Source organism: Bradyrhizobium sp. Kon37, from assembly GCF_055807535.1.
Map to the genome: position 1 here is coordinate 67,914 of NZ_JBVVOY010000011.1, position 17,558 is coordinate 85,471.

Consider the following 17,558-nt stretch of genomic DNA (forward strand, 5'->3'; position numbering starts at 1 on the left):
AGGGAGTTCTTTAGGGTTAGAGCGAAGCGCATGTTTATCAACTCGTCATGCCCGGGCTTGTCCCGGGCATCCACGTCCCTCTTCGCAAGCGGCTGCACGTGGATGGCCGGGACAAGCCCGGCCATGACGATTGTGGAAGCCCCGGGGAGAATGAATCGATGACCGCAATGCTGGAGATGCGTAACGTCAGCAAGAGCTTTTCCGGCGTGCAGGCGCTGCGCGATGTCAACTTCATGGTTGAAGCCGGGCAAATCCACGCCCTCGTCGGCGAGAACGGTGCCGGCAAGTCCACGCTGATGAAGGTGCTCAGCGGCGTCTACCCGGCCGGCAGCTACGAGGGCACCATCATCTTCGATGGCGAGGAGCGCCGCTTCCGCGACATCAACGATTCCGAGGCGCTCGGTATCATCATCATCCATCAGGAGCTGGCGCTGATCCCGCTGATGTCGATTGCCGAAAACATCTTCCTGTCGCATCCGCCGTCCAAGCTCGGCGTGATCGATCGCGACGAGGTGTATCGGCGCACGCGCGACCTGCTCGCGCAGGTCGGCCTCAAGGAATCGCCGGATACGCTGATCACCGATCTCGGCGTCGGCAAGCAGCAGCTCGTCGAGATCGCCAAGGCGCTGTCCAAGCGGGTGCGGATGCTGATCCTGGACGAGCCGACCGCGAGTCTCAATGAGGCCGACAGCGCCGCGCTGCTCGAACGTCTCATGGCCTTCCGCGAGCAGGGCATCGGCTCGATCCTGATCTCGCACAAGCTGAACGAGGTCGCCCGCGTCGCGGACCACATCACCGTCCTACGCGACGGCCGCACCGTCGACGGCATCGACTGCCGCGCCGAGCCGATCCAGGAGGACCGCATCATCCGCAGCATGGTCAACCGCGATCTCGCCCATCGCTTTCCCGAGCGCAGCGTGAAGATCGGCGAGCCGGTCCTGACCGTCGAGAACTGGTCGGTCTATCACCCCATCCATCCCGAGCGGCAGGTGATCAAGAACGTCAATTTCGGCGTCAAGCGCGGCGAGGTGGTCGGCATTGCCGGATTGATGGGCGCTGGCCGCACCGAATTCGCCATGAGCCTGTTCGGCCGTTCCTGGGGCACCACGATCAGCGGTCGCATCCGGCTCGAGAGCCATGAGATCGTGCTGCCGAACGTCGCGGCCGCGATCGACGCCGGCCTTGCCTATGTCACCGAGGACCGCAAGCAGCTCGGGCTGATCCTCGCCGACGACGTCCGCAAGAACATCACGCTGGCAAGCCTGGACCAGGTCGCCCCCAATCGGGTGATCGACGACATCGCCGAGCTGAAGGTCGCCAGCGATTACCGCAACCGGATGCGCATCCGCTGCTCCGACGTCTATCAGGAGACCAGCCAGCTCTCGGGCGGCAACCAGCAGAAGGTCGTGCTGTCGAAATGGCTGATGACCGACCCCAAGGTCTTGATCCTGGACGAGCCGACCCGGGGCATCGACGTCGGTGCCAAGTACGAGATCTACTGTATCATCAACGAGCTCGCAGAGGCCGGCCGTGGCGTGGTGGTGATCTCCTCGGAGATGCCCGAGCTGCTCGGCATCTGCGACCGCATCTGCGTCATGAATGACGGCGCCTTCGTCGGCGAGTTCAAGGGCGCCGACGCAACGCAGGAAAAGATCATGCGCGCCATCATGCGCAACGACAGAAATTATGGAAGCCGCGCCCTGGCGGGTGCCGAGATGGGAGGATCGCAGCCATGACCGACAAGACGGTTTCGCTGCCCGAGGAGCGCCGGAACGGCAGCTTCATCAAGAACAATTTGCGCAACTACGGCATGCTGATGTCGCTGATTGCGATCATGCTGTTCTTCCAGGTCATGACCGGCGGCACGCTGCTGCAGCCGCTCAACCTGACCAATCTGGTGCTCCAGAACAGCTACATCGTCATCATGGCGCTGGGTATGCTGCTCGTCATCGTTACCGGCCATATCGACCTCTCGGTCGGTTCGGTCGCGGGTTTCGTCGGCGCGGTGGCCGCCGTGCTGATGGTGACATACAAGGTCGACTACACGCTCGCCTTCATCGCCTGCCTGCTGCTGGGCGCGGCGATCGGCGCCGCGCAGGGCTATTGGGTGGCCTATTTCAAGATCCCGTCCTTCATCGTGACGCTAGCGGGCATGTTGGTGTTCAAGGGGCTTGCGCTCGCGGTGTTGCAGGGCCAGTCGCTCGGACCGTTCCCGGCGACCTTCCAGAAACTGTCCTCCGGCTTCATTCCGGAGCTCTTGCCGGAGGCCGGCACCCTGCATCCGACGTCCATGCTGATCGGTGCGGTGCTCGCGCTCGGCCTCGTCTACGCCAGCGCCAGGGGAAGGTCGCGCGAGCAGTTGCACGGCATCGAAGTCGAACCCTACGCGTTCTTCCTCGGTAAGAGCATTCTTCTGGCCTGTGCCGTGCTCTATTTCACCTATCTGATTGCCTCGCATCGCGGCCTGCCCAACGTGCTGGTGATCATGGGTGCGTTGATCGCGCTCTACGGCTTCGTCACCCGCCGCACCGTGATCGGCCGGCAAATCTATGCTGTCGGCGGCAACGCCAAGGCCGCAAGTCTGTCGGGCATCAAGACGGAACGGTTGACCTTCCTCACCTTCGTCAATATGGGCGTGCTCGCCGCGCTCGCCGGCCTCGTCTTCGCCGCGCGCCTCAATACCGCAACGCCGAAGGCGGGTCTCGGCTTCGAGCTCGACGTCATCGCGGCCTGCTTCATCGGCGGCGCCTCGGCCTATGGCGGGGTCGGCCGCGTCGGCGGTGCCGTGGTCGGCGCCATGATCATGGGTGTGATGAACAACGGCATGTCCATCCTCGGCATCGGCATCGACTATCAGCAGGTCATCAAGGGCCTGGTCCTGCTCGGGGCAGTGTGCATCGACGTTTATAATCAGCGGCGGTAACCACGTCGGCAGTGCAGTAGGGTGGGCAAAGGCGCAGCGCGCCGTGCCCACCATCCTTCCGCAATTGCGCGAGCAGTGTGGTGGGCACGCTTCGCTTCGCCCACCCTACGGGAGCGGTTACTGCGTCGTGAACAGCACCGCCGCGATCGCGACGGAGATGCTCACCGCCGACACGGTGGCTACGGTCGATAGCACGCCGATTCGCCGGAGCGCGATGGCGAAGACGATGATGATGGGCGTCGCGGTCATCAGCCCGATTTGTGCATCGCTCATGTTATCGCTCGCAGCTCCACGGAACCCTGGGGCGTTTGGTACCGCGACCCGGCCGGCCGGACGTTGCGACGGCGCAAACAAATTGATCGGCATCCCCCAAGTTTGTCCGGCAACAAACTCGGATCGGCACGGCTGAGCTAAGTCTGGCTGGTGTCCTGATCCGGAAGAGCAGATGTCGGCAGCCGATTGCGAACCACAGGGAGCCGGCTGGGGAATTCTGGACGATCTTCCCGGCGATCCCATGATCTGGGTGCTGATCTTCAGCGAGCTCGCCGCCTTCGGTCTGTTTCTCGGTACCTTCACGGTCGCCCGCGCGATCCATCCCGCCGTGTTCGCCGCGGGGCAGGCGGCACTTGATCCGGGTCTCGCCGGATTGAACACTGTCGTGCTGGTGACGAGCGGTTGGGCCGCAGCCCGGGCTACGAAGTCCGCGCGGGCCAGCGAGAGGCGGGCGACACGATACTGGCTCCTCACAGCCATGGGGCTTGGCAGCCTGTTCGTGGCGATCAAGCTCGGCGAATATGCCGAAGAGATCGGACGCGGCATCGGACTCGAGACCAGTCCATTCTTCACACTCTACTTCCTCCTGACCGGCTTCCATCTCCTGCACGTCTGCCTCGGCATCATCATCCTAGCCGTGGTCTGCCGCCGCGCCCAGGCGTTCGGCGTCGAGACGGGAACGGCCTTCTGGCACATGGTCGATCTGGTCTGGATCGTGATGTTCCCGATTCTTTATCTGGTGCGGTGACGATGCCGGATCGCCTGGACTTCACCTGGCTCGCGCTGATCGGCCTCGCACTCGCGACCGTCCTGGTGCCGCCGTTGATGCCGCGGCCGCTGCTCGGCAACGCCCTGCTACTGGCCTTGGCCGGCGTCAAGGGCCGCCGGATTGTACTCGACTTCCTCGATCTTCGCGCGGCGCCTGCGCTCTGGCGCGGCCTCGTCAGCGCCTGGATCCTCATCGTGGTGCTGTTCGCCTGGCTCACATCCGCCGTTGCCGCCCTGATCTGACCCACTCCTTGCGCCCTGACAAAGAACGGGACGTGCCAATCGGCAATAAATCGCATCACCGATTTACGCGACGGGACTCAATTGAAAGGATTGGCAATGGCTGAACGCCTGACCAAGTCGGCCGCTCGAAACGTCTTCTACGGCGGCTCGGCTTTTTTCTTCGCCATCTTCATCGGGCTGACGGCGCACAGCCACTACTACATGGCCACGACCTCGACGGACGCGGCGACGCTGACGTCGTCGGTCGCCCGCGGCAAGCATGTCTGGGAGAAGAACTCCTGCATCAACTGCCACACGTTGCTCGGGGAAGGCGCCTATTTCGCGCCCGAAGTCGGCAACGTCTGGGATCGATGGGGCGGCAAGGAAGATCCGGCCGGCGCGCGAGAGACGCTGAAGGCCTGGATGCAGTCGCAGCCCTCGGGCGCGGAGGGCCGGCGGCAGATGCCGCAATTCAACCTCACCGACCAGGAGCTCAACGATCTCGCCGATTTCCTGCAATGGGTGAGCACGATCAAGCGCCAGGATTGGCCCCCGAACAAGGCCGGCTGAGCCCGCCGCTTTCCTCTTTCAAGACAGAGAGAATCCGAGATGAAATATCAGACCCAGAAAGTCGCGATGCTGTATTTCTACGGCGCGCTGACCCTGTTCCTGGCCCAGGTCCTGTTCGGCCTCCTCGCCGGGACCATCTACGTCCTGCCCAACACGCTGTCGGTGCTGCTGCCGTTCAACATCGTCAGGATGATCCACACCAACGCGCTGATCGTGTGGTCGTTGATCGGCTTCATGGGCGCAACCTACTTCCTGCTGCCTGAGGAAACCGAGACCGAGCTGTACAGCCCGCTGCTCGCAAAAATCCAGTTCTGGATGTTCTTTGGCGCGGCGGGCGTGGCGGTGGTGGGCTATCTCTTCCACTACCACGAGGGCCGCGAGTTCCTCGAACAGCCCTTCATCATCAAGGTCGGCATTGTCGTCGTCTGCCTGATGTTCCTGTTCAATGTGACCATGACTGCGCTCAAGGGACGCAAGACCACTGTCACCAACATCCTGCTGTTTGGCCTGTGGGGCGTTGCGATCTTCTTCCTGTTCGCCTTCTACAATCCGGCGAACCTCGCCGTCGACAAGATGTACTGGTGGTACGTCGTCCATCTCTGGGTCGAGGGCGTCTGGGAGCTGATCATGGCCTCCGTGCTCGCCTATCTCATGATCAAGCTCAATGGCATCGATCGCGAGGTGGTCGAGAAGTGGCTCTACGTCATCATCGGCCTCGCGCTGTTCTCGGGGATTCTCGGCACCGGCCACCATTTCTACTGGATCGGTGCGCCCGGCTACTGGCAGTGGATCGGCTCGCTGTTCTCGACGCTCGAGGTCGCGCCGTTCTTCACGATGGTGATCTTCACGGTGCAGATGACCTGGAAGGCCGGCCGCAAGCACCCGAACCGCGCCGCGCTGCTGTGGTCGGTCGGCTGTTCGGTGATGGCGTTCCTGGGCGCCGGCGTCTGGGGTTTCCTGCACACGCTGTCCTCGGTGAACTACTACACCCACGGCACCCAGGTCACCACCGCGCACGGCCATCTCGCCTTCTTCGGCGCCTATGTGATGCTCAATCTTGCCGTGATGGCTTACGCGATCCCGCAGATCAAGGGACGCGCGCCCTATAACCAGTGGCTCAGCATGACGAGCTTCTGGATCATGTGCACGGCCATGATGACCATGACGTTCGCGCTGACCTTTGCCGGCGTGGTCCAGGTCCATCTCCAGCGCGTGCTCGGCCAGGGCTACATGGACGTGCAGGACCAGCTCGCCTTCTTCTACTGGGTGCGGCTCGGCTCCGGCGTGTTCGTCGCGATCTCCGCGCTGATGTTCGTCTGGGCCGTGCTGGTGCCCGGCCGCGAAAGGCAGGCGACCATTCCCGCCGCGCTGCAGCCGGCCGAGTAAGCATGAAGGCGGCCGCGTTTCATCGCGGCCGCCGCTTCAGACATTTTCGGAGAGAGATCATGAAAGCAGCTCTTCACGCCTTGGCCGCGCCGGCACCTGCGCTACCGGCCTATGTCGCAAGCGGCAACGAATGCGCGCTGTTCGAGCATGCCTGGCGGCACCGGCTTCCGGTCCTGCTGAAGGGGCCGACCGGTTGCGGCAAGACGCGTTTCGTCGCGCATATGGCGGCACGGCTGGGCTTGCCGCTCCATACCGTCGCCTGCCACGACGATCTCACCGCCGCCGATCTCACGGGGCGCCATCTGCTGAGCGGCGGCGACACCGTGTGGACCGACGGTCCGTTGACGCGCGCGGTCCGCGAGGGCGGCATCTGCTATCTCGACGAGGTGGTGGAAGCCCGCAAGGACGTCACCGTCGTGCTGCATCCGCTCACCGACGACCGCCGTATCCTGCCGCTGGAGCGAACCGGCGAGGAGCTCGTTGCTCCCGCGAGCTTCATGCTCGTCGTCTCCTACAATCCCGGTTACCAGACCCTGCTCAAGGCGTTGAAGCCGTCGACGCGGCAGCGCTTCGTCGCCATCGAGTTCGGCTTCCTGCCCGCCGAGCAGGAGATTGCGGTGGTGTCGGCCGAGAGCGGGCTGCCGCCGGATCGCGTACGGCCGCTGGTTGCGCTTGCCGGACGTCTGCGGGCGCTGAAGGGGCATGATCTGGAGGAGGGCGTCTCGACCCGGCTCGTGGTGTATTGCGCGACCTTGATTGCGGCGGGAGTCTCGATCGCCGACGCCGTGCTCGCCGGCATGATTGAGCCGCTGACCGACGATTCCGACGTCAAGGCGGCGCTGCTGGATGTCACGCGCGCTGTGATTGGGTGAGGCAGATTCCATGCTCGACTTCCTCGAATTGGAGGAGACGGTCGGCCGTGCCTGGCACCGGATGGTCGGCGGCACCGCGAGCTATCCGGTTCACGATGATCACGCGGTCGCGCTCGCGGAGGTAAGAGGCCGGCTCGCGGTGATGTTCCGTGCGCTTGGGGGCGAGACGGGTGTTCAGATCGCAAGCGCAGGCGCACGCAGAGCGGGCCATCGGCTCGGCTGGCGGCAGCGCATCGGCCTTGGAGACGAACGTCTCGAACAGCCGGGCCGCGACGCCGCGACCGTCTTCCTCCCCGATCGCATCGCGATATTTGCCGACCGCGGCCTCAACGCAAACCTCTATCGCTGGCTTGCGGCGTGGTTCGCGGTCGCACCGATCGAGACGATCACGGAGGATGATCCGCTGCGGCGGGACCTTCTGGTCCTGCGCCGGGCGAGCGAGACGGCGGTCTTCGTGCTCACGCAGTTTCCCGGGCTCGCCGCCGATTACGCGCAGCTCGCCGCAGCAATGGCCGAGGCCCGGCCGCGACGAAGGTTGCCGCGTCTCGAGCAGGAGATCGAGCAGATCGCTCTCGCCTTGCTCGGGGCCGGAAAGGCGCCTTCGGGCCGGCTATGGCCGGCGGTGATGGGAACAGGTCCGCTGCCGGACAAGGCGCCGCCGGGCTATCGCTCGGTCCTGCCGTGTCCGCTCTGGGGCGATTGCTGGATGCGCGAGCTTTCGCCCGCGCATGCGGGCGACGACGCGTGCGCACCGGGCGCGGGGGCCGCGGCCCAGGACAATCGCAAGCGCTTTGCCGTGCGCGAGCGCGACGACAACGCCAACCGCCGCGATCCCTTCGTGCTCAACCGCTTCGAAAAAATTCTCGCAATGGCCGAGATGGTCAATGTCGACCGTCCGGCTGACGACAGCGAGGACGAGGACGCGCAGAAGGCCGCCGACGATCTCGAGGAGATCACGCTCAGCCGCCGCAGCGGCAAGCCGGCGAGCCGGCTCAAATTCGATCTCGACCTTCCGCCGGAAGCCCTCGATGCCTCGCCGTTGAGCGCAGATCTCACCTATCCCGAATGGGACTACCGCAGCAACTCCTACCTGCCCGATCACTGCCACGTGCTCGCGGGCGCCGCGTCCGAGACCGGCGAGACCTGGTCGCCCGACGAAACCATGCGCCGGCATATCCATCAGGTGCGGCGACGCTTCGAGATCTTGCGGCCACGCCGCGAATTGATGCGCGCCCAGGCCGATGGGCACGACCTCGACCTTGACGCGCTCGTGCGCGCGCGGTGCGATCTTCGCGCCGGCAGCAGCGGCGGTCTCGAACGTATCCATGTCGCGATGCGCCCGCAGGGGCACGATCTCGCCGTCACGCTGCTCGTCGACGTCTCGCTCTCGACGGACGCTTGGGTCGAAGGCCATCGCGTGCTCGACGTCGAGAAGGAGGCGCTGCTCGTGCTCGCGCACGGCCTGTCGGCCTGCGGCGACCACCACAGCATCCTGACCTTTACGTCCCGCCGGCGGTCCTGGGTGCGGCTCGAAACCGTCAAGGCCTTCGGCGAGCCGATGAGCGGAACAGTGGAGCGTCGTATCGGCGCGCTGAAGCCCGGCTATTACACGCGGATCGGCGCGGCGGTGCGCCACGCCTCGGCCGAGCTCGCCCGTCAGCCGCAGCGCAAGAAGCTGCTGCTCGTCCTCACCGACGGCAAGCCGAACGATGTCGATCATTACGAAGGCCGCTTCGCGGTCGAGGACACCCGCAAATCTGTGCAGGAGGCGCGCCGGCTCGGCATCGCCGCCTTCGGCATCACGGTGGACGCAACCGCGCAATCCTATTTCCCGACGCTGTTCGGGCGTGGCGGCTACGCCATCGTCGGTAATATCCGCCGACTGCCCGCGGCGCTGCCGGCGATCTACCGGCAGGTGGCGCACTGATCTGGAAAGGGTGTGGCGTTCCGGCCCTGGGTGAGCTATTGCCCACCAATTGGGTATATGATCGAATGCTGGGATGGACCAGGGCCGGCCGAAACTCGATCTGATCATCTTCGACTGCGACGGCGTGCTGGTCGACAGTGAGCTGTTGAGCTGTCGGTGCCTGTCCGACGTGCTGGCCGAATGCGGCATCGCGCTGACCCCGGAGCAGGCGCTCGAGCTCTTTCTCGGACGCAGCACTAAAGCGGTCGAGCGGCATTATCGGGATCTCGGGCAGGTCGTGCCGGACGGCTTTCTGCCGCGCTTGAAGTCGCATGTGTTGAGCACGTTCGCCGGATCACTCCAGCCGATCGCGGGTGTTGCCGCCGTGATATCGGAATTGCGGACACCATTCTGCGTGGCCTCGTCCAGCGACATCGACCGTGTCGCGCTCTCCCTTGACGTCACCGGCTTGCGGGCGCATTTCGGCGACCGGATCTACACCGCGCAGATGGTCAGGCACGGCAAGCCGGCGCCCGATCTCTTTCTCCACGCGGCCGAGCAGATGGGCGCGCAACCTGCGCGCACGCTGGTGATCGAGGACAGTGCGAGCGGCGTGCAGGCGGGTAAGGCGGCCGGCATGATGGTCTGGGGATTTGCCGGCGGCAGCCATTATCGCGGACGCGACGGGCACGCTATACTCTCGGATGCGGGGGCCGACCGGGTCTTCGCGCGCATGATCGATTTCTGGAAGGACGCCTGACGCCTGCCATGGCTGCCGAGAACGAAAAGACCAGGCTCGATGACGCCGCGCGTGCCGGCTGGCTGTATTTCATTGCCGGTCACACCCAGGACGAGATCGCGAAGATGCTTCAGGTGTCGCGCGCCTCGGCGCAGCGGCTGGTGTCGCTATGTCTTGCGGAACGGCTCATCACCTTCCGGCTCGAACATCCCATCGCCGCGTGCATGGAATTGGCGGCGCGTCTGAAGGAGCGTTTTGAGCTTACCCATTGCGAGGTGGTTCCGGCGGATTCCGCCGCGCCCCAGGCCACCGCGGGCATTGCCGAACGCTGCGCCAACCTGCTCGATTCCACCCTGCGTTCGGAGACCCCCGTCATCGTCGCGCTCGGGACGGGACGGGCGGTACGCGCCGCGGTCGAGCGCGTCACGCCGATCGACCGGCCCAATCACCAGATCGTCTCGCTCGTTGGCAACATCTCCGCCGACGGTTCGGCGAGCTTCTACGACACCGTCGGCCGGCTCGCCGACCGCACCGGCGCACGGCACTATCCGATGCCGCTGCCGTTCCTGATGTCGTCCGAGGACGAGCGCAACAAGATGGTCCGGATCGAGCCGATCGCGAAGGTGAAGGCGGTCGCGGCCAAGGCGGATTTGCGCCTCGTCGGCATCGGCCAGATGGACCAGAAGGCGCAGGTCCATGTCGACGGCTTCGTCACCCGCGACGAATTGTTCGAGATGATGCGGCAAGGGGCAATCGGCGAGATCACCGGCTGGGCGTACGACGCCAAGGGCCGCCTGCTGAAGGCCGGCACCAACAAGCGCCTGACCAGCATCCCGCCGGAGGTCCCGGCGAAGACCACCACGATCGGCGCCGCGGTCGGCGCAGCCAAGGTGCCGGCGATCGCTGCCGCGCTGAATGGCCGGTTGATCAACGGGCTGATCACGGATGAGGCGACCGCAAGAGCGATTCTGGAGCGGTAGGGCGGCGATCGCGCTCCTCGCACTGCTGTCATCATCCGCGAAGGCGGATGATCCAGTACGCCGCGGCCTCGCTTAGGGCAAATCAACAGGCGGCACGGATTACTGGATGCCCCGCTTTCGCGGGGCATGACAGCTGAGTGCGAGGCGGCAACTCCCATCTCCTCCCGCACCGCAGCACTCATAAGTTGCGCGAACATCTTTGCGCCTGCTTGACAACGGCGCGCCCTCAGTCGAACATACGCCCAACGCGTGGGCATATGCTCAAAAGCGCGATCCTAGGGAGGTCACCGTGAAACACGTCCTCGGCGCCGTCTGCGGCGCGTCTTGCCTGTTGCTGGCCGTCCCCGCGATGGCCGAAACCACCTTGACGATCGCCACCGTGAACAACGGCGACATGATCCGCATGCAGGGGCTGACGGCTGAATTCACCAAGAAGAACCCCGATATATCGGTCAAATGGGTGACGCTTGAGGAGAACGTGCTGCGCCAGCGCGTCACCACCGACATCGCCACCAAGGGCGGCCAGTTCGACGTCCTCACCATCGGCACCTACGAGGTGCCGATCTGGGCCAAGAAGGGCTGGCTGGTGCCGCTCGCGAATCTCGGCGCCGACTACGACGTCGCCGACCTCCTGCCCAAGATCAAGGATGCGGTCTCCGTCGACGGCAAGCTCTACGCCGCGCCGTTCTACGGCGAGAGCTCGATGGTGATGTACCGCACCGACCTGTTCGACAAGGCCGGCCTCAAGATGCCGGAAAAGCCGACCTGGGATTTCGTCGTCGACGCCGCCAAGAAGCTCACCGACAAGAGCACCGGCGTCTATGGCATCTGCCTCCGCGGCAAGGCCGGCTGGGGCGAGAACATGGCGTTCCTCTCCGCCATGGCCAATTCCTATGGCGCACGCTGGTTCGACGAGAAGTGGCAGCCGCAGTTCAACACCCCGGAATGGAAGGCGACGCTCACGACCTATGTCGACCTGATGAAGCAGGCTGGCCCTCCCGGTGCGAGCTCGAACGGCTTCAACGAGAACCTGGCGCTGTTCAATGCCGGCAAGTGCGCGATGTGGATCGATGCCACCGTCGCAGCCTCCTTCGTCACCAACCCGAAGGACTCCAAGGTCGCGGACAAGGTCGGCTTCGCGCTGGCGCCCAACACGGGCCTGGGCAAGAATGCCAACTGGCTGTGGGCCTGGAATCTCGCGATCCCCGCGGGCTCCAAGAAGACGGAAGCGGCCGAGAAGTTCATCGCCTGGGCGACGAGCAAGGATTACACCAAGACAGTCGCCGCGAAGGATGGTTGGGCCAACGTGCCGCCGGGCACCCGAACCTCGCTCTACCAAAACCCTGAATATCTGAAGGTCGCCCCGTTCGCGAAGCTGACGCTGGCCTCGATCGATGCCGCCGATCCGAACAAGCCGACGGTGAAGCCGGTGCCTTACGTCGGCGTGCAGTATGCGGCGATCCCCGAATTCCAGGGCATCGGCACGCAGGTGGGCCAGCAATTCTCGGCCGCGCTTGCGGGATCGATGACGGTCGATGCCGCGCTCACCGCGGCGCAATCCTCAACCGAGCGCGAGATGAAGCGCGCGGGTTACATCAAGTGAGCTCGAGCTCTCCCTCCTGAGCTCAGACTTGCGGCCATCCACTGCTAAGGATGGATGGCCGCCTTCTTCCCGCAAGCGGAGAAGCCAACAATGGCGACCCGGCAGACGCAGCTTCTCGCACGGACGCTCCTGACGCCGGCCGTCGGGCTGCTGTTCATCTGGATGATCGTCCCGCTCGCGCTGACGATCTATTTCTCGACGCTGCATTACAGCCTGCTCGATCCCGGCTCGGAATCATTCGTCGGGCTGGAAAATTTCCGCTACTTCCTCACCGATCCCGCGTTCCTCGCCTCGCTCCAGAACACGCTGGTGCTGGTCGGCTCGGTGCTGGCGCTGACTGTCCTGCTCGGGATTCCGCTGGCGCTGCTGCTCGACCAGCCCGTGATCGGCCTCAACATCGTGCGGCTGATGGTGATCGCGCCGTTCTTCGTCATGCCGACGGTGAGCGCCTTGGTCTGGAAGAACCTGTTGATGCATCCGGTGTCCGGGCTGTTTGCCTGGATCGCCTCGCTGTTCGGGTTGACGCCGATCGACTGGTTCACCGACGCGCCGCTGCTCGCCGTGATCCTGATCGTGTCATGGCAATGGCTGCCGTTCGCGACGCTGATTTTGCTCACCGCGATGCAGTCGCTCGACGAGGAGCAGAAGGAAGCCGCCGAAATGGATGGTGCCAGCGCAGTCTCGACCTTCATCTACATCACCCTGCCGCACCTCGCGCGTCCGATCACAGTGGTGATCCTGATCGAGACGATCTTCCTGCTCACCGTCTTTGCCGAGATCTACGTCACCACGGGCGGTGGCCCGGGACTGTCGACCACCAACATCGCTTTCCTGATCTATTCGCAGGCCCTGATCCAGTACGATGTCGGCACCGCCTCGGCGGGCGGCCTCGTCGCTGTCGTGATCGCCAACGTCGTAGCGTTCTTCCTGGTCCGCATCGTCGGCCGCAATCTGGAGGCATGAGACATGGCGCGGATGGCGACGAGGCAGCGGGTGGTGGTCTCGACCATCGGCGCGTGGTTCTTCGGCTTCCTGATCTTCTTCCCGATCCTCTGGATGGTATTGGCGAGCTTCAAGACCGAACTTGAGGCCTTCGCGATTCCGCCGTCCTTCCTGTTCTTCCACTGGACCACGGAGAACTACGCAACGGTCCAGGAGCGCAGCGACTATTTCCTCCACGCGATGAACTCGATCATCATCGCCGGCGGCTCGACCTTGATCGCGCTTTTGATCGCGATCCCCGCCGCCTGGTCGATGGCGTTCTCGCCGACCAAACGCACCAAGGACATCCTGCTCTGGATGCTTTCGACCAAGATGATGCCGCCGGTCGGCGTGCTGGTGCCGATCTACCTGATCTACAAGTCCTTCGGCTTGCTCGATTCCCGCATCGGCCTCGTCTTCATCCTGTGCCTGGGAAACTTGCCGATCGTGATCTGGATGCTCTTCACCTATTTTAAGGAAATTCCGCGCGACATCCTGGAAGCCGCGCGCATGGACGGCGCCACCATCGGCCGCGAGCTGGTCTATGTCCTGACGCCGATGGCAATCCCGGGACTCGCATCGACCATGCTGCTGAACCTGATCCTGGCCTGGAACGAGGCGTTCTGGACGCTCAATCTGTCGACCTCGAACGCTGCGCCGCTCACCACGTTCATCGCGTCCTATTCGAGCCCGGAAGGGCTGTTCTGGGCAAAGCTGTCGGCGGCGTCGACGCTGGCGATCGCGCCCATTCTCGTCCTCGGTTGGTTCAGCCAGAAGCAGCTCGTGCGCGGGCTCACCTTTGGCGCGGTAAAGTAGGAAGGGCTGCCGGATCATGGGTCAGATCACACTTCAGGACGTGCAGAAATCCTTCGGCCCCGTGCACATCATCAAGGGCGCGGACCTCGAGATTGCCGACGGCTCCTTCGTGGTGTTCGTAGGTCCCTCAGGCTGCGGCAAGACCACGCTGTTGCGGCTGATCGCGGGGCTCGAGGACGTCTCCGGCGGCAAGATCCTGATCGACGGCAAGAACGTGGTCGACACGCCACCCGCCAAGCGTGGGCTGTCGATGGTGTTCCAGTCCTATGCGCTCTATCCGCATATGAGCGTGCGCGGCAACATCGGCTTCGGCCTGAAGATGGCGGGCCTTTCCAAGGACGAGATCAACCGCAAGGTCGAGGCCGCCGCCGCGACGCTGAACCTCGCACCCTATCTCGACCGTAAGCCGCGCGAGCTCTCCGGCGGCCAGCGCCAGCGCGTCGCGATCGGGCGTGCCATCGTCCGCGAGCCCAAAGCGTTTTTATTCGACGAGCCGCTCTCCAACCTCGACGCGGCGCTGCGCGTCCAGATGCGCATCGAGGTGACGCGGCTCCAGAAGCAGCTCGGCACCACCGCGATCTATGTCACCCACGACCAGGTCGAGGCCATGACCATGGCCGACAAGATCGTGGTTCTCGACGGCGGCAAGATCGAGCAATACGGCTCGCCGCTGGAGCTCTACGAGAAGCCGGCCAACCTTTTCGTCGCCGGCTTCATCGGTTCGCCCAAGATGAACTTCGTCACCGGCGAGCACGCTCTGCAGAAGGGCGCGGCAACGATCGGCGTACGGCCGGAGCATCTCAAGATCGAGCGCGACGGTGCCGGCGGCTGGCAGGGAACGATCGCGGTGGCCGAGCATCTCGGCAGCGACACCTTCCTTTATGTCGATGCCGGTCAGCTCGGCATGCTGACGGCGCGCTACATCGGTGAATTGAGCCTGCACGCCGGCGACCATGTATCGCTGGTGCCGGAGCCCGCGCGCGTCCATCGCTTCGACGCGAGCGGTAACGCCATTCGGAACTGACAAGAAACGGCAAGAAAACCGGAAAGACCAAAATGTACCTGGAAAAATTCAAGCTGAACGGCAAGACCGCGTTCATCACCGGCGGCGGGCAGGGCATCGGGCTCGCCTGCGCCGAAGCGCTGGCTGAAGCCGGCGCCAGCGTCATCATCGGCGATCGTGACAGCAAAGTCGCCGATAGTGCGAAAGCCAGCCTGAAGGCGAAGGGCTTCGACGCTGAGACGGCGATCATGGATGTCACCGACACCAAGCGCGTGGCGGAGGTGGCGAGCGACCTCGTTGCCCGCCACGGCAAGGTGGACATCCTCGTCAACAATGCCGGCATCGCCCGCAGCGAGACGCCGGCGGAGACCGTGACCGACGAGCATTGGCTCAATGTGATCGACGTCAATCTCAATGGCACCTTCTGGTGCTGCCGCGAGTTTGGCAAGCACATGCTGAAAGCGAAGAGCGGCGCCATCGTCAATGTCGGATCGATGTCCGGTTTCATCGTCAACAAACCGCAGGAGCAGTGCTTCTACAATGCGTCCAAGGCCGGCGTGCACCATCTCACGAAATCGCTCGCGGCCGAATGGGGAGCGCGCGGCATCCGCGTCAACGCGGTGGCGCCGACCTATATCGAGACGCCGCTCAACGCCTTCGTGAAGAGCAATCCGAGAATGTACGACGCCTGGATCGGTGGAACCCCGATGGCGCGGATGGGGCAGGTCGAGGAGATCGCCTCGGTGGTGCTGTTCCTCTCGTCCGAGGCCGCGAGCCTGATGACCGGCAGCATCGTGCTGGTGGATGGCGGCTACACTTGCTGGTAGGCTTGCGTCAAAACTGACGAGAGCTTCCGGGGGCGACAATGCCGCGAGCGTATATCGGCGTCGATGTAGGGACCACGAGCACGCGGGCAGGGGTGTTCGACGAGGCGGGCACCTTGCTGGCGATCGCGCGGCATCCGATCAGGATATGGCACGAGGCCGGCGACATCGTCGAACAATCGTCCCAGGATATCTGGGACGCTTGCACGGCGTCGGTGCGGGCCGCGATGGCGGAAGCGGCCATCGCGCCTGACAGCGTCGGCGGTATCGGATTCGATGCCACCTGCTCCCTCGTGGTGCTCGACCGGCAAGGCGAGCCGCTCACCGTCAGCGCCTCCGGCGAGGCGCAACGCAACGTCATCGTCTGGATGGATCACCGCGCCACGGCCGAGGCGCGGCTGATCAACGAAACCGGTGATGCCGTGCTGCGCTATGTCGGCGGCTCGATCTCGCCCGAGATGGAGATGCCGAAACTGCTGTGGCTGAAGCGGCATATGCGCGCGAGCTTCGATGCTGCAGGGCACTTCTTCGATCTGGCGGATTACCTGACCTGGCGCGCAACCGGCTCGCTTCAGCGCTCGACCTGCACGGTCACCTGCAAATGGAACTATCTCGCCCACGACGGCGGCGGCTGGAGCGCGCCATTCTTCAAGCGCATCGGCCTGTCGGATTTCGTCAACGAGAAATATGCCCGGATCGGCACCGAGATCGTCGCCCCCGGTACGCGCCTGGGTGCAGGTCTCTCCCGCACTGCCGCGGCCGATCTCGGCCTGTCAGCGGGCACACCGGTCGGAGCGTCCCTGATCGATGCGCATGCCGGCGGCATCGGGGCGATCGGCGGGCGCGACGAATCGGACGGCGCGACAGATGTCTCCGACCGCCTTGCCTACATCATGGGAACGTCTGCTTGCATCATGGCGACGACGAAAGAACCGTGCTTCGTGCCGGGCGTGTGGGGTCCTTATTACTCCGGCATGGTACCAAATTTCTGGCTCAACGAGGGCGGGCAGTCGGCTGCGGGCGCTGCGATCGACCATCTTCTCAAGTCGCACCCCGGCCACGCCGAGGCGAGCGCGGCGGCGCGCATCGAGAGCCTCGACCTCATCGAATTCCTCGAGCGCCGCATCATCGCGCGCGCAGGCGGCGCCAGCCGTGTCGCGCTGCTGGCCAGCGACGTCCATGTACTTCCTGAATTCATCGGCAACCGCTCGCCCTACGCCGACCCTGACACGCGCGCGGTGATCGCAGGCCTCGATCTCGACACCGGCATCGCCTCGATGGAACGGCTGTTCGTCGCCGGTCTGTGCGGGCTCGCCTATGGGCTTGCCGAAGTGATCGAGGCCTTTGCCGCGCATGGCGTCCATGCCGGCATCATGATCATGGGCGGCGGCGCCAGCCGCAGTCCGCTGGTGCGGCAGGTCATGGCTGATACCACCGGCCTCACGGTCGCGCTGCCGCAGACCAAAGAACCTGTGCTGCTCGGCGCCGCCATGCTAGGCGCCGTCGCCGGCGGCGCCTATGCCTCGATCGGCGAGACCATGGCAAAGATGTCGGCGCTGGGACGCAAGAGCGAGCCGACCACGCCCGACATCGCCGCCTTTCACGCCCGCAAGCGCGAGGTCTACAAGCTGCTGCGCGAGGTCGATCGCGGCAGCCGCGTCGCGATGCGCGATATCGCGAGAGGTTGAGACG

Annotated in this window: 17 protein-coding genes; 16 read left to right on the top strand and 1 reads right to left on the bottom strand. The window is 64.5% G+C overall.

Features of this window, described 5'->3' with window-relative positions:
* Positions 1-158 precede the first annotated feature (158 nt).
* Positions 159-1,736 carry a multiple monosaccharide ABC transporter ATP-binding protein gene (mmsA, locus tag AC0L3J_RS21070; RefSeq protein ID WP_473348233.1) on the top strand — a complete coding sequence of 526 codons (1,578 nt, stop codon included), beginning with the start codon at positions 159-161 and terminating at the stop codon, positions 1,734-1,736.
* Complete coding sequence (gene mmsB, locus AC0L3J_RS21075; RefSeq protein WP_027569186.1) at positions 1,733-2,923, top strand: multiple monosaccharide ABC transporter permease; 1,191 nt, start codon at positions 1,733-1,735, stop codon at positions 2,921-2,923. Before mmsA ends, mmsB begins: the two co-directional genes overlap by 4 nt.
* A gap of 117 nt (positions 2,924-3,040) precedes the next feature.
* On the opposite strand, the gene AC0L3J_RS21080 is transcribed toward mmsB, so the two are convergent.
* Positions 3,041-3,196 carry a hypothetical protein gene (locus AC0L3J_RS21080; protein WP_247288921.1) on the bottom strand — a complete coding sequence of 52 codons (156 nt, stop codon included), beginning with the start codon at positions 3,194-3,196 and terminating at the stop codon, positions 3,041-3,043.
* Between the two features lie 172 nt (positions 3,197-3,368).
* On the opposite strand from AC0L3J_RS21080, the gene AC0L3J_RS21085 reads away from it, so the two are divergent.
* From AC0L3J_RS21085 to AC0L3J_RS21150, 14 genes are all read left to right on the top strand, one after another.
* Positions 3,369-3,944 (top strand): cytochrome c oxidase subunit 3 family protein, encoded by a 576-nt coding sequence (locus AC0L3J_RS21085; RefSeq protein ID WP_456765076.1) that lies wholly within the window; start codon positions 3,369-3,371, stop codon positions 3,942-3,944.
* Between the two features lie 2 nt (positions 3,945-3,946).
* Positions 3,947-4,207 (top strand): cytochrome C oxidase subunit IV family protein, encoded by a 261-nt coding sequence (locus tag AC0L3J_RS21090; protein WP_456765075.1) that lies wholly within the window; start codon positions 3,947-3,949, stop codon positions 4,205-4,207.
* Positions 4,208-4,303: 96 nt separating this feature from the next.
* Positions 4,304-4,756 (top strand): c-type cytochrome, encoded by a 453-nt coding sequence (locus AC0L3J_RS21095; RefSeq protein ID WP_007608447.1) that lies wholly within the window; start codon positions 4,304-4,306, stop codon positions 4,754-4,756.
* 39 nt (positions 4,757-4,795) lie between these two features.
* Entirely contained in the window at positions 4,796-6,142 is a 1,347-nt protein-coding gene (locus tag AC0L3J_RS21100; RefSeq protein ID WP_473348234.1) for a cbb3-type cytochrome c oxidase subunit I, read from the top strand.
* Between the two features lie 59 nt (positions 6,143-6,201).
* Complete coding sequence (locus AC0L3J_RS21105) at positions 6,202-7,014, top strand: CbbQ/NirQ/NorQ/GpvN family protein (protein ID WP_456765074.1); 813 nt, start codon at positions 6,202-6,204, stop codon at positions 7,012-7,014.
* 10 nt (positions 7,015-7,024) lie between these two features.
* Complete coding sequence (locus AC0L3J_RS21110; RefSeq protein ID WP_456765073.1) at positions 7,025-8,941, top strand: nitric oxide reductase activation protein NorD; 1,917 nt, start codon at positions 7,025-7,027, stop codon at positions 8,939-8,941.
* A gap of 73 nt (positions 8,942-9,014) precedes the next feature.
* Complete coding sequence (locus AC0L3J_RS21115; protein ID WP_456765072.1) at positions 9,015-9,680, top strand: HAD family hydrolase; 666 nt, start codon at positions 9,015-9,017, stop codon at positions 9,678-9,680.
* Positions 9,681-9,688: 8 nt separating this feature from the next.
* Positions 9,689-10,639: a sugar-binding transcriptional regulator gene (locus AC0L3J_RS21120; protein ID WP_456765071.1), complete on the top strand. Its 951-nt coding sequence runs from the start codon at positions 9,689-9,691 to the stop codon at positions 10,637-10,639.
* Between the two features lie 289 nt (positions 10,640-10,928).
* Positions 10,929-12,242 (top strand): ABC transporter substrate-binding protein, encoded by a 1,314-nt coding sequence (locus AC0L3J_RS21125; RefSeq protein ID WP_456765070.1) that lies wholly within the window; start codon positions 10,929-10,931, stop codon positions 12,240-12,242.
* Positions 12,243-12,332: 90 nt separating this feature from the next.
* The gene (locus AC0L3J_RS21130) at positions 12,333-13,205 is read left to right on the top strand and encodes a carbohydrate ABC transporter permease (RefSeq protein WP_247288934.1); all 873 of its coding nucleotides are present in this window, start codon (positions 12,333-12,335) and stop codon (positions 13,203-13,205) included.
* A gap of 3 nt (positions 13,206-13,208) precedes the next feature.
* Entirely contained in the window at positions 13,209-14,039 is an 831-nt protein-coding gene (locus AC0L3J_RS21135; protein ID WP_007608460.1) for a carbohydrate ABC transporter permease, read from the top strand.
* Between the two features lie 16 nt (positions 14,040-14,055).
* Positions 14,056-15,063: an ABC transporter ATP-binding protein gene (locus tag AC0L3J_RS21140; protein ID WP_456765069.1), complete on the top strand. Its 1,008-nt coding sequence runs from the start codon at positions 14,056-14,058 to the stop codon at positions 15,061-15,063.
* 32 nt (positions 15,064-15,095) lie between these two features.
* Complete coding sequence (locus tag AC0L3J_RS21145) at positions 15,096-15,869, top strand: SDR family NAD(P)-dependent oxidoreductase (protein ID WP_456765068.1); 774 nt, start codon at positions 15,096-15,098, stop codon at positions 15,867-15,869.
* 38 nt (positions 15,870-15,907) lie between these two features.
* Positions 15,908-17,554 (top strand): FGGY-family carbohydrate kinase, encoded by a 1,647-nt coding sequence (locus AC0L3J_RS21150; RefSeq protein WP_456765067.1) that lies wholly within the window; start codon positions 15,908-15,910, stop codon positions 17,552-17,554.
* Positions 17,555-17,558: the final 4 nt, after the last annotated feature.

Bases quoted from the DNA above. Each gene is read 5' to 3' on its own strand.
- AC0L3J_RS21110 (WP_456765073.1), top strand. From the start codon at position 7,025: ATGCTCGACTTCCTCGAATTGGAGGAGACGGTCGGCCGTGCCTGGCAC.
- AC0L3J_RS21140 (WP_456765069.1), top strand. From the start codon at position 14,056: ATGGGTCAGATCACACTTCAGGACGTGCAGAAATCCTTCGGCCCCGTG.
- AC0L3J_RS21135 (WP_007608460.1), top strand. From the start codon at position 13,209: ATGGCGCGGATGGCGACGAGGCAGCGGGTGGTGGTCTCGACCATCGGC.
- AC0L3J_RS21130 (WP_247288934.1), top strand. From the start codon at position 12,333: ATGGCGACCCGGCAGACGCAGCTTCTCGCACGGACGCTCCTGACGCCG.
- AC0L3J_RS21145 (WP_456765068.1), top strand. From the start codon at position 15,096: ATGTACCTGGAAAAATTCAAGCTGAACGGCAAGACCGCGTTCATCACC.
- AC0L3J_RS21095 (WP_007608447.1), top strand. From the start codon at position 4,304: ATGGCTGAACGCCTGACCAAGTCGGCCGCTCGAAACGTCTTCTACGGC.
- AC0L3J_RS21100 (WP_473348234.1), top strand. From the start codon at position 4,796: ATGAAATATCAGACCCAGAAAGTCGCGATGCTGTATTTCTACGGCGCG.
- AC0L3J_RS21120 (WP_456765071.1), top strand. From the start codon at position 9,689: ATGGCTGCCGAGAACGAAAAGACCAGGCTCGATGACGCCGCGCGTGCC.
- AC0L3J_RS21090 (WP_456765075.1), top strand. From the start codon at position 3,947: ATGCCGGATCGCCTGGACTTCACCTGGCTCGCGCTGATCGGCCTCGCA.
- AC0L3J_RS21150 (WP_456765067.1), top strand. From the start codon at position 15,908: ATGCCGCGAGCGTATATCGGCGTCGATGTAGGGACCACGAGCACGCGG.
- AC0L3J_RS21105 (WP_456765074.1), top strand. From the start codon at position 6,202: ATGAAAGCAGCTCTTCACGCCTTGGCCGCGCCGGCACCTGCGCTACCG.
- mmsB (WP_027569186.1), top strand. From the start codon at position 1,733: ATGACCGACAAGACGGTTTCGCTGCCCGAGGAGCGCCGGAACGGCAGC.
- AC0L3J_RS21080 (WP_247288921.1), bottom strand. From the start codon at position 3,196: ATGAGCGATGCACAAATCGGGCTGATGACCGCGACGCCCATCATCATC.
- mmsA (WP_473348233.1), top strand. From the start codon at position 159: ATGACCGCAATGCTGGAGATGCGTAACGTCAGCAAGAGCTTTTCCGGC.
- AC0L3J_RS21115 (WP_456765072.1), top strand. From the start codon at position 9,015: ATGGACCAGGGCCGGCCGAAACTCGATCTGATCATCTTCGACTGCGAC.
- AC0L3J_RS21085 (WP_456765076.1), top strand. From the start codon at position 3,369: ATGTCGGCAGCCGATTGCGAACCACAGGGAGCCGGCTGGGGAATTCTG.